This is a genomic window from Azospirillum isscasi, from assembly GCF_030849505.1.
Classification (GTDB): Bacteria; Pseudomonadota; Alphaproteobacteria; order Azospirillales; family Azospirillaceae; genus Azospirillum; species Azospirillum isscasi.
Genome location: NZ_JAUJFI010000169.1, coordinates 1 through 12,211 on the forward strand (window position 1 = coordinate 1; position 12,211 = coordinate 12,211).

Genomic DNA, 12,211 nt, shown 5'->3' on the forward strand with positions numbered 1-12,211 from the left:
GGGGGCGGCGGTTCGCTGGCCGGTTCCGGCGGCGAAGGGGCCGGCGGGCTCGGCTTGGCTTCGGGCACCGGCGGGCGGGGGGCGGACGGCTTCGGCTCGCCCTTGTCGACGCGCGCGGCTTCCGTCACCTCGCCCACATCCACGATCTCGATCGGGATGGAGGCGGGAATCTCCAGCTTGCGATCGCTGGGCGGCATGCCGAGCACGAACAGCGCGACCAGCGCGACGTGCAGCGTTGCCGAGGCGATCAGGGGTTTGCGCATGGGTCAGCCTTCAACTCGCCGTGGCGTCTCAGCGCTGCGCCGCGCCGCCGACGCGCGGCCCGGTGGCGCCCGGCCCGCTCGGCATCTCGGCGACCAGCCCGACCTTCTTGAAGCCGGCGGCGCTCATGGTGCCCATCACCTCCAGCATCTTGCCGTAGGCGATCTTCGCGTCGCCGCGCACCAGGATGCGGGCTTCGGGGTTGTTGTTGGTGACGGCGATCAGCAGCGCGACCATGTTGCCCGTCTCCACCGCCGTCTCCTGCACGAAGACCCGGCCATCGGACTGGACGGTCACGAACAGCGGGTCCTTCTGCGCCTCCAGCGGGGCGGCGTTGGTCTTCGGCAGATCGACCGGCACGCCGACGGTCAGCAGCGGTGCGGCGACCATGAAGACGATCAGCAGCACCAGCATGACGTCGATGAAGGGCGTCATGTTGATGTCGGCCATCGCGCGGTATCCGCGGCGGCGGCCCCGTCCGTGGCCGCCCTTTCCTGCGAGCTGGGCTCCCATGTCAGGCGGCTCCCCGCTCCTCGAGGTGGCGCGACAGGATCGCCGAGAACTCGCCCGAGAAGGTCTCCAGCCGGTCGGCGTAGCGGCCGAGGTCGGTGGTGAACTTGTTGTAGGAGATCACGGCGGGAATGGCGGCCACGAGACCCAGCGCCGTGGCGAACAGCGCCTCGGCGATGCCGGGGGCGACGACGGCGAGGCTGGTGTTGCCCGACGCGGCGATGGAGGTGAAGGAATTCATGATGCCCCACACCGTGCCGAACAGGCCGATGAAGGGGGCCGTCGAGCCGACCGACGCCAGGAAGGTCATGTAGCGCTCGGCGCGCAGCATCTCGCGCCCGATGGTCACCGACATGACGCGCTCCACCCGCTGCTGGAGCGATCCCTTCATGGAGCCGATGCCGCGGTCGGCGGCGTGGCGCCATTCGCGCATGCCGGCGGCGAAGGTGGCCGACATCGGGTCGGTGGGGTTCTGGCCGATGCGGTCGTAGAGCGCGTCAAGCGAGCCGCCCGACCAGAAGCTCTCCTCGAAGGCGTCCGCCTGCGCGTTCAGGCGGCGGATGCGCATCAGCTTCTCGATGATGATGGCCCAGCACCACACCGAGGCAACCAGCAGCATCAGCATCACGACCTTGACGATCAGGTCGGCCTGCCAGAACAGGCCCCACATCGTGATGTCGTGGGCCTTCGCCGCGGCCCCGACCACCTGGGCGGAATTCAGATCCATCGCAGTCAGTCTCGCTTCTGCCTTTTGTACAAATCGTTGAGCGCCTCGCGGACCGGCGCCGGAAGGCGCGCGGGACGTCCGGCCCGGTTGATCGACGCCAGTTGAATCACCGCCCGCGCGAGGTCACGGCCGTCGCGGCGGACAAGTTGTGCAACTGCGAAGGAGGCACCGCCGGTATCGGTGATTCGCGTCACCACTTCAAGCGTATCCTCGAGCTTGGCGGGAGCGACAAAATCGATCTCCGCCCGTCGTACCGCAAATGACACACCGTCGCTTTCGGCCAGCCCGGCGTTGGTGAACCCGGCCAGCCTCAGCATCTCGGTGCGCGCCCGCTCGAAGAAGCGCAGGTAGTTGGCGTGATACACCAGCCCCCCGGCGTCCGTGTCCTCGTAGTAGACCCGCAGCGGCAGCCTGTGCTGCGCGTTCTCGTCAATCCAGCCCGATAGATTCGCCGTCCCGGCGCCGTCACGCATCGCCGTCCTCCTCCGGGTCGCGGCTGGAATCGGCCAGCCGGTCCAGCAGGTCGAACTGGCGCGTCGGCGCAGAGGGCGGGTTCAGGCCCAGATAGCGGAAGCCCTGGTCGGTCAGCATGCGCCCGCGCGGGGTCCGTTGCAGGAAGCCCTGCTGAATCAGGTAGGGTTCCACCACCTCCTCCAGCACGTCGCGCTGTTCGCCCAGCGCCGCGCCCAGCGTGTCCACGCCCACCGGACCGCCGCCGTAGTTGTTGGCGATGATGCCCAGATAGCGCCGGTCCATGCTGTCGAGGCCGAGCCGGTCCACCTCCAGCCGGGTCAGGGCGGCGTCGGCGATGCGGGCGTCCACCTCCGGCACGCCGGCCACCGCGGCGAAGTCGCGCACCCGGCGGAGCAGCCGGCCCGACACGCGCGGCGTCCCGCGCGACCGGTTGGCGATCTCCCGCGCCCCTTCCGGCGTGATGAGCATGTTGAGCACGCCCGCGGCGCGGCGGACGATCAGCTCCAGCTCGTCCGGCTCGTAGAATTGCAGCCGCACGGGGATGCCGAACCGTTCGCGCAAGGGGCGCGTGATCAGGCCGGAGCGCGTCGTCGCGCCGACCAGCGTGAAGGGCGGCAGGTCGATCCGGATGGACCGCGCCGAGGGGCCTTCGCCGATGATGAGGTCGAGCTGGAAATCCTCCATGGCGGGATAAAGCACCTCTTCCACGGCGGGATTAAGGCGATGGATCTCGTCGATGAAGAGGACGTCGTGCGGCTGCAGGTTGGTCAGCAGGGCGGCGAGGTCGCCGGCCCGCGCGATGACCGGGCCGGAGGTGGCGCGGAAGCCCACCCCCAGCTCGCGCGAGACGATCTGGGCGAGCGTGGTCTTGCCCAGGCCCGGCGGCCCGAACAGCAGCACATGATCCAGCGCCTCCCCGCGCGAACGGGCGGCCTGGATGAAGATCGACAGGTTCTCGCGCGCCTGCCGCTGGCCGATGAATTCGGCCAGCGAGAGCGGGCGGATCGAGGCTTCGCCGGAATCGCCGGAGCCCTGCCCCGGCTGCACCAGCCGGTCGGGATTGGTGCCGTTCTGGTCGGCGGTCATTGGCTGAGTTCCTTAAGGCCATGGCGGATCAGCTCCGACACGCCGGCCCCGTCGCCCAGCTTGCGCCCGGCGGAGACGACGGCGCCGAACGCCTCCGACCGCCCGTAGCCGAGGTTGACGAGGGCCGAGACGGCGTCCGCCATGACCGTGTTGTCCGGGCCGCCCGCCGCCGGCGCCGCCTTGCCGCCCGCCGCCGGAGCGGCGGAGGCCGAGGCGCCGAGGGCGAGGTTGCCCACCTTGTCCTTCAACTCGTTGATGATTCGCGCGGCCACCTTCGGCCCCACCCCGTCGGCGCGGGTCAGCGCCGTCTTGTCCTGCGCGGCGATGGCGCGGGTGATCTGGTCGGGGTCGAGCACGCCGAGGATCGACAGGGCGAGGCGCGAGCCGACGCCCTGGATGGTGGTCAGCAGCCGGAACCAGTCCCGCTCCCCGGCATCGGCGAAGCCGTAGAGGGTGATCCGGTCGTCGCGGATGAAGGTTTCCACGACCAGCGCCCGCCGCTCCCCCACCGCCATGCGCGACAGCGTGCGGTTGGAGCAGGCGACCTGGTAGCCGACCCCGTTGACGTCCACCACCACCCAGTCGGTCCCGACCGAATCCACGACACCGGTGAGCTTGGCGATCATGGAAGTGACTCCTTGCCGGACGGCTGACGCCGCAGAATGGTGGTTTCGTCGAGGCGGGCCTTGATCGTCTCAAGAACGCCGTCCAGGTTTTCGTTCAATTCGTTGTTCCAGAAGCGAAGGACGCGGAAGCCCGCCTGCTCCAGCATGCGGGTCCGGCGCTGGTCTTGCTCGACGCGATCCGCATGCTGTCCGCCGTCCAGTTCGATGACCAGACGGTGGTCGTGAGCCACGAAATCCACCGTGAAGCCCAATATCGGTTCCTGACGGCGGAATTTCGCCCCCATCTGGGCGTTCCGCAGCCTCTGCCACAGCAGCTTTTCGACATCCGTCGAATCCCGCCGCAACTGACGCGCCCGAACGGTCTGAATTTCGGATGGCTTCCTTTGAGCCGCCACGCCCCACTCTCCCTCTCCCCCCTGGGGAGAGGGTCGGGGTGAGGGGGCAACGCCAGGAGTCGCCTTGCCGCGCGCCAGGAGTTGCCCCCCCTCACCCTGCCCTCTCCCCGGGGGGGAGAGGGTTGAGGCCGGGGTCCAGGACAGAAGGGACTGCCGATGATGCGCGTGGCAGATCGCTACCGCCAAAGCATCGGCGGCGTCCGGCGTGGTGATGGCGCAGCCGGGAAGCAGCAGGCGCACCATGGCCTGCACCTGTGTCTTGTCGGCCCGGCCCTGCCCCACCACGGCCTTCTTGACCATGTTGTTGGCGTATTCCGCCACCGACAGCCCGGCCAGCGCCGGGACCAGCAGGGCCACCGCCCGCGCCTGCCCCAGCTTCAGCGTGGAGACCGCGTTGCTGTTGACGAAGGTCTCCTCCACCGCCGCCTCGTCGGGGCGGTAGCGCTCCAGCACCTCGGCCAGCGCCTCGTGGAGCTGGCACAGGCGCTCGGCCAGCGGACGGCCGTCGTCGGAATGGACGGCGCCGTCCGCGACGTGGGTCAGCCGGTTGCCGGCAACGTCGATGACGCCCCAGCCGGTGTGCCGGAGGCCGGGGTCCAGCCCCAACAGGCGTACGGGCGGCTGTTGCGCCGCCCCGCTCCTTCCGGCCTGCCCAAGCACCCCGGTGCCCTCCGCTCTGCGGCCTGGACTCAGGCCGTCAGCTTCTGCATCAGCTCTTCGGAGATGTCGAAGTTGCCCTCGACGGTCTGGACGTCGTCGTTGTCCTCCAACACGTCCAGCAGCTTCATCAGGCTGGCGGCGGCGTCCTCGGACGGGGCGACGGTGTTCAGCGGCTTCCAGGTCAGGCGCGCGCTCTCCGCACCGCCGAACTTGGCCTCCAGCGCGTCGCGCACGATGGCGAAATTCTCCACCGTCGTGGTGACCTCGTGGCCGTTCTCGTCGGACGCCACGTCCTCCGCGCCGGCCTCCAGCGCCACCTCGAACACGGCGTCCGCCGCCGCGGCGGCAACCGGGTAGTAGATCGCGCCGACGCGGCTGAACATGAAGCTGACCGAGTTCGTCTCGCCCAGCGAGCCGCCGTACTTGGTGAAGGCGGAGCGCACCTCGGCGGCCGTGCGGTTGCGGTTGTCGGTCAGCGCGTCCACGATCAGCGCGACGCCGCCGGGGCCGTAGCCCTCGTACCGCACCTCTTCGTAGTTCGCGTCGTCGCCGCCGCCCGGCGTGCCCTGCTTGATCGCGCGGTCGATGCGGTCGCGCGGCATGTTCTGCACGCGGGCCGCGGTGATGGCGGCGCGCAGGCGCGGGTTGGCCGCCGGGTCGGGCAGGCCGCCCTTGGCCGCCACGGTGATCTCGCGGGCGAGCTTGTTGAAGATCTTCGACCGCTTGGCGTCCTGCGCGCCCTTGCGGTGCATGATGTTCTTGAATTGGCTATGACCGGCCATGCGTCGAACGAGCCCCAGATGGATTCAAAGATACAAGGTCTAGTGAAACAGCTTGGAAAGCGGTGGGACACATGTACCAGTTCTAGTGCGCCACCGCACGCTTTCGGCGCAGGAGACGACACCTACCCATTTAGAAAGTCAATATGGCAGGATTGGGGCGCCCCTTTTGCGCCCTGCCGAGGACGGTCCGGCCGCCCGTCAGCCCCGCACCGGCATGGACTGGCTCAGCCGCCCGCCCAGCCGCACCGGCTGGATGCTGGTGGCGAGGCCGGTGCGGTCGTCCGTCTCCACATAGCAGCCGCAGATGGTCGCCTCGCCTTCCGCCGGGCTCAGCCGCTCGGTGGGCAGCTTGCGGATCAGTTTGGCCATGGCGACCTCCTTCTTCATGCCGATGGCGCTGTCGTAGTCGCCGCACATGCCGGCGTCGGTCAGATAGGCGGTGCCGCCCTTCATGACCACATGGTCCGCCGTGGGAACATGGCTGTGCGTGCCGACCACCAGCGAGGCGCGCCCGTCGCAGAAATGGCCCATGATCATCTTCTCGCTGGTCGCCTCGCCATGGACGTCCACCAGGATGGCGTCGGCGCCGTTCGGACCCAGCCGGTGGGCGCGCAGCACCCGGTCCACCGCCGCGAAGGGATCGTCCATCGGGTCCATGAACAGGCGCAGCATCACGTTCATGACCAGCACCTTGCGCCCGCCCCGCGCCTGCAGCAGCACGAAGCCGCGCCCCGGCGTGCCTTCCGGGTAGTTCAGCGGGCGGATGATCCGCGGCTGCTGGTCGATGGCCGCCACCAGCTCCTTCTGGTCCCAGGAATGGTTGCCGAGAGTCACCACGTCCACGCCGGCGGCGAAAAACTCCTCGGCGATCTTCACGGTGATGCCGAAGCCGCCGGCGGCGTTCTCGCCGTTCACCACCGTCAGGTCGGGGTCCAGCCTGTCGCGCAGGGCCGGCATGTGCGCGATCACCGCGTCGCGTCCCGTCCGCCCCACCACGTCGCCCAGAAACAGAAGCCGCATCGTCCCCAACCTTCACTGCGTAAAGCGGAGCGCCTCGCGCTCCGTCAGAATCCAATCGAGCCGCTCGTCATGCGCCCCGCAGGGCACCGCGTCCATCTCCTGCGCGGCGAAGGCCACCCCCACCGCAAGCACAGGCCGGACCGCGCGCAGGGCGTCCAGAGTCCGGTCGTAATAGCCCGCCCCGTAGCCCAGCCGGTGCCCGCTGCGGTCGAAGGCCAGCATCGGCACCAGGAGCACCGCCGGCACGGCCTCGGGACGGTCGGCGCCCGGTTCGTGGATGCCGTAGCGCCCCGCGGCCAGCGGCTGCGCCGGGTCCCAGTCGCGGAAGGTCAGCGCCTGCCCGCGCGGTCCGGACACCGGCAGCGCGACGGGGCGCCCGGCGGCCTTAAGATGGAGCAGCAGGGGCCGCGCGTCGAGTTCCGAACCCAGCGGCCAATAGCCGGCGACCGGACCATCGGGAATCAGCCCCGGCCTGACCAGCGCCTCCAGGAACCGGCCGCGCACCGCATCAGCGGCAAAAGCACGCACGCCGTCGTCGGTGAGGGAGTCGCGCCGGGCGCGCGCCCTGACTCGGGCGGCGTCCTTGGCCGCACGCGGGTCGGTCATCGTCGCCTGGGAACTTCGGGGACATTCAGGGGGGAGGCGGAAGGTGCCGCCTTGGCCGTTGGCATGTGCCTATCCTCCATGACCTGCAGAGCAGGTGGGCGCCGTGTACCCGGACCACGGTCCGGACAGGGACAGCTCCCGAGAGTCTAGATTATCGGCCCTGGGGATTATTGCGACCTGACGAACCAGGCAGCGACCTTCCGTTGACTAACTTAGGCGCGCTCGAGCCGCGCGGCAACCTCTTCGATGCGCAGGGCGACATTGTCCACGGCGGCGGCCACGTCGGCCTCGTTCACCGTGGACAGCGGCGCGATGCCGCGGCCCGCCATCACGTCCTGAAGCTCGTCCGCCATGACGATGGCGGTCAGGACGAGCATCTGCGCCTCCGACCCGGACTTGCCGCCGCCGGTCGCCTGCTTCAGCTTCGCGTCCACATAGCCGGCCAGTTCACGCAGGCGGGCCTCCTGCCCGTCCTGGCAGAAGACGCGGTAGGCGCGCCCGTTCACCTCGATGTCCACCTGGGCCATGGCTTAATTCTCCAGCACCGCTTCAAGACGGCCGATCGCCGCCTCCAGACGCTTCGACACGGTTTCGGCGTTCTCCTGGGCGCGCGCCTGTTCGATGCGGGCCTCCCGCAGGGATTCGGTCAGCTCCTGCTCGCGCTTGGCCACCCGTTCCTCGCGGGCGGATGCGGCATGCTCCAGGCGGTCCACGGCCTTGGAGAGGCGGTCGAGCGCGGCTTTCAGAGAATCCATGGGCGGGGAAACCTTGATGGACGAAGGACGGCAGGCGGATGAACGGCAAACGGACAAGCGGTTCGCACATGCATAAAATGCCGAGCGCTACAGTTGGGCCGGGCACCCCGTGCCGTCAACCGGAATTACGCCGCAGAAAGAGCCCGCGGAAGGGGACGGAACCGGTGCCCGCGAAATGCGCCGGAAGCCGGGCGGTCATCCCCATTCCCGTGTTGACCTGCGCACACGGCTTCTGCATGGTGCGCGCGTCTTGCGGGAAGCCCTGGTTTCCCGCCAATCGGTGTTGCCCCAAACCCGCTGACAGTGCATCCGCCCGCGGGAACATTCTTCAGGAACCCTGCCCGATGTCCGCTGCTTCCGCCGCCACCCCGCCCGCCCCCATCACCACCATGGCGAACGCCATCCGCGCGCTGTCCATGGACGCGGTGGAGGCCGCGAAGTCCGGCCACCCCGGCATGCCGATGGGCATGGCGGACGTCGCCACGGTGCTGTTCACGCGTTTCCTGAAGTTCAACCCCAAGCAGCCGGCCTGGGCCGACCGCGACCGCTTCATCCTGTCGGCGGGCCACGGCTCGATGCTGATCTACTCGCTGGGCTACCTGACCGGCTATGAGCGGATGACCATCGACGAGCTGAAGCGCTTCCGCCAGCTCGGCAGCCTGACGCCGGGCCACCCGGAGGTCGATCCCTCCCTGGGCATCGAGATGACCACCGGTCCGCTGGGCCAGGGCGTCTCCACCGCCGTTGGCTTCGCGCTGGCGGAGCGCATCACCAACGCCCGCTTCGGCGACGATCTGGTCAATCATTACACCTATGTCATCGCCTCGGACGGCGACCTGATGGAGGGCGTCAGCCACGAGGCCTGCTCGCTCGCCGGCCATCTCGGGCTGGGCCGCCTGATCGTGCTGTGGGACGACAACCACATCTCCATCGACGGCTCCACCGACCTCAGCTTCACCGACGACACGCCGGCCCGCTTCCGCTCCTACGGCTGGAACACGGCGACCGTGGACGGCCACGATCCGGAAGCCGTCGCCAAGGCCATCGAGGCGGCGCAGGGCTCCGACAAGCCGACGCTGATCGCCTGCCGCACCATCATCGGCAAGGGCGCCCCGAACAAGGCCAACACCCACGGCTGCCACGGCTCGCCGCTGGGCGCCGACGAGGTGGCCGCCACCCGCGCCAACATCGGCTGGCCGCACGAGCCCTTCGTCGTCCCGCAGGACGTGCTGGACGCCTGGCGCGCCGCCGGCACCCGCGCCGACGCCGCCTACGCCGACTGGGCGCAGCGCGTCGAGGCGCTGGACGCCTCCGCCCGCAAGGCGTTCGAGGCGGCCATCGGCCGCGGCGTCCCCGCCGGCCTGGACGAGCTGATCGGCGCCTTCAAGAAGAAGGTGTCGGAAGAGAAGCCGAGCTGGGCGACCCGCGTCGCGTCGGGCAACGTGCTCGACATCCTGGTCCCGGCGGTGCCGGAGATGATCGGCGGCTCCGCCGACCTGACCCCGTCGAACAACACCAAGGCGAAGAACACCGCCGACGTGAAGGGCCGTGGCGAGTTCAACGGGCGCTACGTCCGCTACGGCGTGCGCGAGCACGGCATGGCCACCGTCATGAACGGCATGGCGCTGCACGGCGGCGTCATCCCCTACGGTGGCACCTTCATGCAGTTCGCCGATTACTGCCGCCCGTCGATCCGTCTCGCCGCGCTGATGAAGCAGCGCTCGATCTTCGTGATGACCCACGACTCGATCGGCCTCGGCGAGGACGGCCCGACCCACCAGCCGGTGGAGCATCTGGCCGCTTTGCGCGCCATCCCGAACCTGCTGACCCTGCGCCCGGCGGACGCCGTCGAGACCGCCGAGTGCTGGCAGATCGCCCTGGAGCGGGTGAACGGCCCGTCCGTCCTGGCGCTGACCCGCCAGAACGTGCCGACCCTGCGCACCGAGCACGCGGAGGAGAACCGCTCCGCCCGCGGCGGCTACGTGCTGCTGGAGGCCGAGGGCGAGCGCAAGGTGACCCTGCTCGCCACCGGCTCGGAAGTCTCGCTCGCCGCCGAGGCCCGCAAGGCGCTCCAGGCCGAGGGGATCGGCGCCGCCGTCGTGTCCATCCCGAGCTTCGAGCTGTTCGAGGCGCAGGACGACGCCTACAAGGCGGCGGTGCTGGGCAGCGGCGTCCGCGTCGCGGTCGAGGCCGCCATCCGTCAGGGCTGGGACCGCTGGCTGGGCTATCCGGGCGCCACGGGCACCGCGTTCGTCGGCATGACCGGCTTCGGCGAGTCGGCTCCCTATCAGGAACTCTACAAGCACTTCGGCATCACCGCCGAGGCTGTGGTCGCCGCGGCGAAGGCGCGTCTGTAAAGAGCGACCGTTTGCGGGATCGGGCTCCGGGCCGCCGGTCCGGGGCTGACAATTACCGCCCCGGACCACCGGTCCGGGGCCGGGAGTGACCGCCCCAGGCCGTACGGTTCGGGGTCGGGGAATGCCAGACTGGAGGAAAACAATGGCTGTTCGGGTAGCGATCAACGGTTTTGGCCGTATCGGCCGTCTGGTTCTGCGGGCCATCTACGAGAGCGGCCGCAAGGACGTCGAGGTCGTTGCGATCAACGATCTGGCCGACCTCAAGGCCAACGCCCACCTGCTGAAGTACGACAGCGTCCATGGCCGCTTCCCCGGCACGATCGAGACCCGCGACGGCGAGCTGATCGTCAACGGGCACTCGATCAAGGTCGTGCAGGAGCGTGACCCGGCCAAGCTGCCGTGGAAGGATCTGGGCGTCCAGATCGCCATGGAATGCTCGGGCATCTTCACCAAGCGCGCCGACGCCGCCAAGCACCTGGAAGCCGGCGCCGAGAAGGTGCTGATCTCCGCCCCGGCCACCGACGAGGACATCACGGTGGTCTACGGCGTCAACCACGACCAGCTGAAGGCCGAGCACCGCATCGTGTCGAACGCGTCGTGCACCACGAACTGCCTGGCCCCGGTGGCCTTCGTGCTGCACAACCTGATCGGCATCGAGAAGGGCTTCATGACCACGATCCACTCCTACACGGGTGACCAGCGGATCGTCGACACCAACCACAAGGACCTGCACCGCGCCCGCGCCGCGGCGCTGAACATGATCCCGACCTCGACCGGTGCGGCCAAGGCCGTCGGCAAGGTGCTGCCGGAGCTGAAGGGCAAGCTGGACGGCACCGCCATGCGCGTCCCCACCCCGAACGTCTCGGTCGTGGACTTCAAGTTCACCGCCAAGCGCGCCACCTCGGTGGAGGAGATCACCAAGGCGATCAGCGACGCCGCCAACGGCCCGCTGAAGGGCGTGCTGGGCGCCTACACGGAGGAGCTGGTCTCCACCGACTTCAACCACGACCCGCACAGCTCGATCTTCGCGCTGAACGAGACCAAGGTCATCGACGGCAACTTCGTCCGCATCATGACCTGGTACGACAACGAGTGGGGCTTCTCCAACCGCATGAGCGACACCGCCGTCGCCATGGCGAACGCGAAGTAAGCCGCAACGGCCTGCGCCCGAACGGCTCAGGCCCGAACGAAAAGGGCGCCCCCGCGAAGGGGCGCCCTTTTTCGTGACCGGACGCCATGACCGGCGCCATGACCGGCGCGGCCGGAACCGGCGGCAGCCGGGCCGCGTCACCCCGCTTTGACGGCGTTGATGCCCGTGGCCTCGGTGAGCTGGTCGGCGACCCAGGCGGCGACGCTCTTGCCCTCGCGCTCGGCGCAGGTGGCGATGGCGCGGTGAAGCATCGGGTTGACGCGGATGGCGAGCTTGCCCGAATAGGGTTGCTCGGTGTTGCCCGCCATGTCGCAGGCCATCGCCAGATAATCGTCCACCGCATCGCGAAAGGCTTTGCGCAGCTCATCGACCGAGCGTCCGGTGAAGGTGATCCCGTCGCGCGTGTTGATGACCGCACCGACGAAGATGCCGGCGTCGTTGTCGAAATCGATCTGGGCCTTGTAGCCCTTATAGTCCATCATCAGCGGCGACCCCAGGGGATGCGTAGGGCCAGAGGATAGCCTCGCCTCCGTTCCCGCGGTTTGACCTGCCTCAATTCCCGGAGTCGGGATGGGGAAATGCCCGCTCTGTTTTTCCCGTCATGACCGCCCTGCCCCCGCAAGCCCGCCCCATCCGCTTCCACGGCCTGGCCGAAGCCAGCGCCGCCTGCGCCGCCGCCGCGGAGTTGGGCGTTCCCCTGCTGCTGGTCAGTGCGCCCGGTGCGGCGGCCCACGCCGGGGCCGGCTGGTTCCTCGCGGTCGTTGCCCGCGCCGCCGCCCGCCATCCCGCGGTCGAGGTGGCC

At 69.3% G+C, this 12,211-nt stretch carries 14 protein-coding genes, 1 other RNA gene and 3 pseudogenes; 3 read left to right on the top strand and 15 right to left on the bottom strand.

What is annotated here, in order from left to right; all coding sequences use genetic code 11:
• The 14 genes and pseudogenes from QSG27_RS23955 to QSG27_RS24020 all read right to left on the bottom strand — a co-directional run.
• A pseudogene (locus QSG27_RS23955) lies at nt 1-263 on the bottom strand (hypothetical protein); the annotation flags it as partial.
• A gap of 28 nt (nt 264-291) precedes the next feature.
• Nucleotides 292-774, bottom strand: a complete 483-nt coding sequence (locus QSG27_RS23960; RefSeq protein ID WP_306710576.1) for an ExbD/TolR family protein — start codon at nt 772-774, stop codon at nt 292-294.
• Nucleotide 775: 1 nt separating this feature from the next.
• Nucleotides 776-1,498 (bottom strand): protein TolQ, encoded by a 723-nt coding sequence (gene tolQ / locus QSG27_RS23965; RefSeq protein WP_149163363.1) that lies wholly within the window; start codon nt 1,496-1,498, stop codon nt 776-778.
• 5 nt (nt 1,499-1,503) lie between these two features.
• Nucleotides 1,504-1,971: a tol-pal system-associated acyl-CoA thioesterase gene (gene ybgC / locus QSG27_RS23970; RefSeq protein ID WP_306710579.1), complete on the bottom strand. Its 468-nt coding sequence runs from the start codon at nt 1,969-1,971 to the stop codon at nt 1,504-1,506.
• Entirely contained in the window at nt 1,964-3,058 is a 1,095-nt protein-coding gene (gene ruvB / locus QSG27_RS23975; protein WP_306710581.1) for a Holliday junction branch migration DNA helicase RuvB, read from the bottom strand. Before ruvB ends, ybgC begins: the two co-directional genes overlap by 8 nt.
• A complete protein-coding gene (gene ruvA, locus QSG27_RS23980) occupies nt 3,055-3,684 on the bottom strand; it encodes a Holliday junction branch migration protein RuvA (protein WP_306710583.1) in 630 nt (209 codons plus the stop codon). Before ruvA ends, ruvB begins: the two co-directional genes overlap by 4 nt.
• Nucleotides 3,681-4,079, bottom strand: coding sequence for an endonuclease domain-containing protein (locus tag QSG27_RS23985; protein ID WP_306710600.1), 399 nt, complete (start codon nt 4,077-4,079; stop codon nt 3,681-3,683). Before QSG27_RS23985 ends, ruvA begins: the two co-directional genes overlap by 4 nt.
• Before the next feature lie 138 nt (nt 4,080-4,217).
• Nucleotides 4,218-4,739: pseudogene (gene ruvC, locus QSG27_RS23990) on the bottom strand (crossover junction endodeoxyribonuclease RuvC); the annotation flags it as partial.
• Between the two features lie 29 nt (nt 4,740-4,768).
• Nucleotides 4,769-5,521 carry a YebC/PmpR family DNA-binding transcriptional regulator gene (locus tag QSG27_RS23995; RefSeq protein WP_306710585.1) on the bottom strand — a complete coding sequence of 251 codons (753 nt, stop codon included), beginning with the start codon at nt 5,519-5,521 and terminating at the stop codon, nt 4,769-4,771.
• 198 nt (nt 5,522-5,719) lie between these two features.
• Nucleotides 5,720-6,541, bottom strand: coding sequence for a TIGR00282 family metallophosphoesterase (locus QSG27_RS24000; RefSeq protein WP_306710586.1), 822 nt, complete (start codon nt 6,539-6,541; stop codon nt 5,720-5,722).
• 12 nt (nt 6,542-6,553) lie between these two features.
• Nucleotides 6,554-7,147 carry a 5-formyltetrahydrofolate cyclo-ligase gene (locus QSG27_RS24005; RefSeq protein WP_306710589.1) on the bottom strand — a complete coding sequence of 198 codons (594 nt, stop codon included), beginning with the start codon at nt 7,145-7,147 and terminating at the stop codon, nt 6,554-6,556.
• A gap of 39 nt (nt 7,148-7,186) precedes the next feature.
• A non-coding RNA gene (gene ssrS / locus QSG27_RS24010) (6S RNA) lies at nt 7,187-7,346 on the bottom strand.
• A gap of 13 nt (nt 7,347-7,359) precedes the next feature.
• Nucleotides 7,360-7,674 carry a cell division protein ZapA gene (locus tag QSG27_RS24015; RefSeq protein ID WP_306710591.1) on the bottom strand — a complete coding sequence of 105 codons (315 nt, stop codon included), beginning with the start codon at nt 7,672-7,674 and terminating at the stop codon, nt 7,360-7,362.
• A gap of 3 nt (nt 7,675-7,677) precedes the next feature.
• Nucleotides 7,678-7,902: a hypothetical protein gene (locus QSG27_RS24020; RefSeq protein WP_306710593.1), complete on the bottom strand. Its 225-nt coding sequence runs from the start codon at nt 7,900-7,902 to the stop codon at nt 7,678-7,680.
• Nucleotides 7,903-8,246: 344 nt separating this feature from the next.
• Between QSG27_RS24020 and tkt the strand changes: the two genes are divergently transcribed.
• Both tkt and gap read left to right on the top strand, forming a co-directional pair.
• A complete protein-coding gene (tkt, locus tag QSG27_RS24025; protein WP_306710595.1) occupies nt 8,247-10,259 on the top strand; it encodes a transketolase in 2,013 nt (670 codons plus the stop codon).
• 142 nt (nt 10,260-10,401) lie between these two features.
• Nucleotides 10,402-11,409, top strand: a complete 1,008-nt coding sequence (gene gap, locus QSG27_RS24030; protein ID WP_306710597.1) for a type I glyceraldehyde-3-phosphate dehydrogenase — start codon at nt 10,402-10,404, stop codon at nt 11,407-11,409.
• Between the two features lie 137 nt (nt 11,410-11,546).
• Here the strand turns inward: gap and QSG27_RS24035 are convergent, their stop codons facing one another.
• Nucleotides 11,547-11,891 (bottom strand): type II toxin-antitoxin system HicB family antitoxin, encoded by a 345-nt coding sequence (locus QSG27_RS24035; RefSeq protein WP_306710598.1) that lies wholly within the window; start codon nt 11,889-11,891, stop codon nt 11,547-11,549.
• Nucleotides 11,892-12,010: 119 nt separating this feature from the next.
• Here QSG27_RS24035 and QSG27_RS24040 point away from each other — a divergent pair.
• Nucleotides 12,011-12,211 (top strand): annotated as a pseudogene (locus QSG27_RS24040) (hypothetical protein); the annotation flags it as partial.

Excerpts from the sequence above, each read along its gene's own strand:
- QSG27_RS23960 (WP_306710576.1), bottom strand. The coding sequence starts at position 774 with ATGGGAGCCCAGCTCGCAGGAAAGGGCGGCCACGGACGGGGCCGCCGC.
- tolQ (WP_149163363.1), bottom strand. The coding sequence starts at position 1,498 with ATGGATCTGAATTCCGCCCAGGTGGTCGGGGCCGCGGCGAAGGCCCAC.
- ybgC (WP_306710579.1), bottom strand. The coding sequence starts at position 1,971 with ATGCGTGACGGCGCCGGGACGGCGAATCTATCGGGCTGGATTGACGAG.
- ruvB (WP_306710581.1), bottom strand. The coding sequence starts at position 3,058 with ATGACCGCCGACCAGAACGGCACCAATCCCGACCGGCTGGTGCAGCCG.
- ruvA (WP_306710583.1), bottom strand. The coding sequence starts at position 3,684 with ATGATCGCCAAGCTCACCGGTGTCGTGGATTCGGTCGGGACCGACTGG.
- QSG27_RS23995 (WP_306710585.1), bottom strand. The coding sequence starts at position 5,521 with ATGGCCGGTCATAGCCAATTCAAGAACATCATGCACCGCAAGGGCGCG.
- QSG27_RS24000 (WP_306710586.1), bottom strand. The coding sequence starts at position 6,541 with ATGCGGCTTCTGTTTCTGGGCGACGTGGTGGGGCGGACGGGACGCGAC.
- QSG27_RS24005 (WP_306710589.1), bottom strand. The coding sequence starts at position 7,147 with ATGACCGACCCGCGTGCGGCCAAGGACGCCGCCCGAGTCAGGGCGCGC.
- QSG27_RS24015 (WP_306710591.1), bottom strand. The coding sequence starts at position 7,674 with ATGGCCCAGGTGGACATCGAGGTGAACGGGCGCGCCTACCGCGTCTTC.
- QSG27_RS24020 (WP_306710593.1), bottom strand. The coding sequence starts at position 7,902 with ATGGATTCTCTGAAAGCCGCGCTCGACCGCCTCTCCAAGGCCGTGGAC.
- tkt (WP_306710595.1), top strand. The coding sequence starts at position 8,247 with ATGTCCGCTGCTTCCGCCGCCACCCCGCCCGCCCCCATCACCACCATG.
- gap (WP_306710597.1), top strand. The coding sequence starts at position 10,402 with ATGGCTGTTCGGGTAGCGATCAACGGTTTTGGCCGTATCGGCCGTCTG.
- QSG27_RS24035 (WP_306710598.1), bottom strand. The coding sequence starts at position 11,891 with ATGATGGACTATAAGGGCTACAAGGCCCAGATCGATTTCGACAACGAC.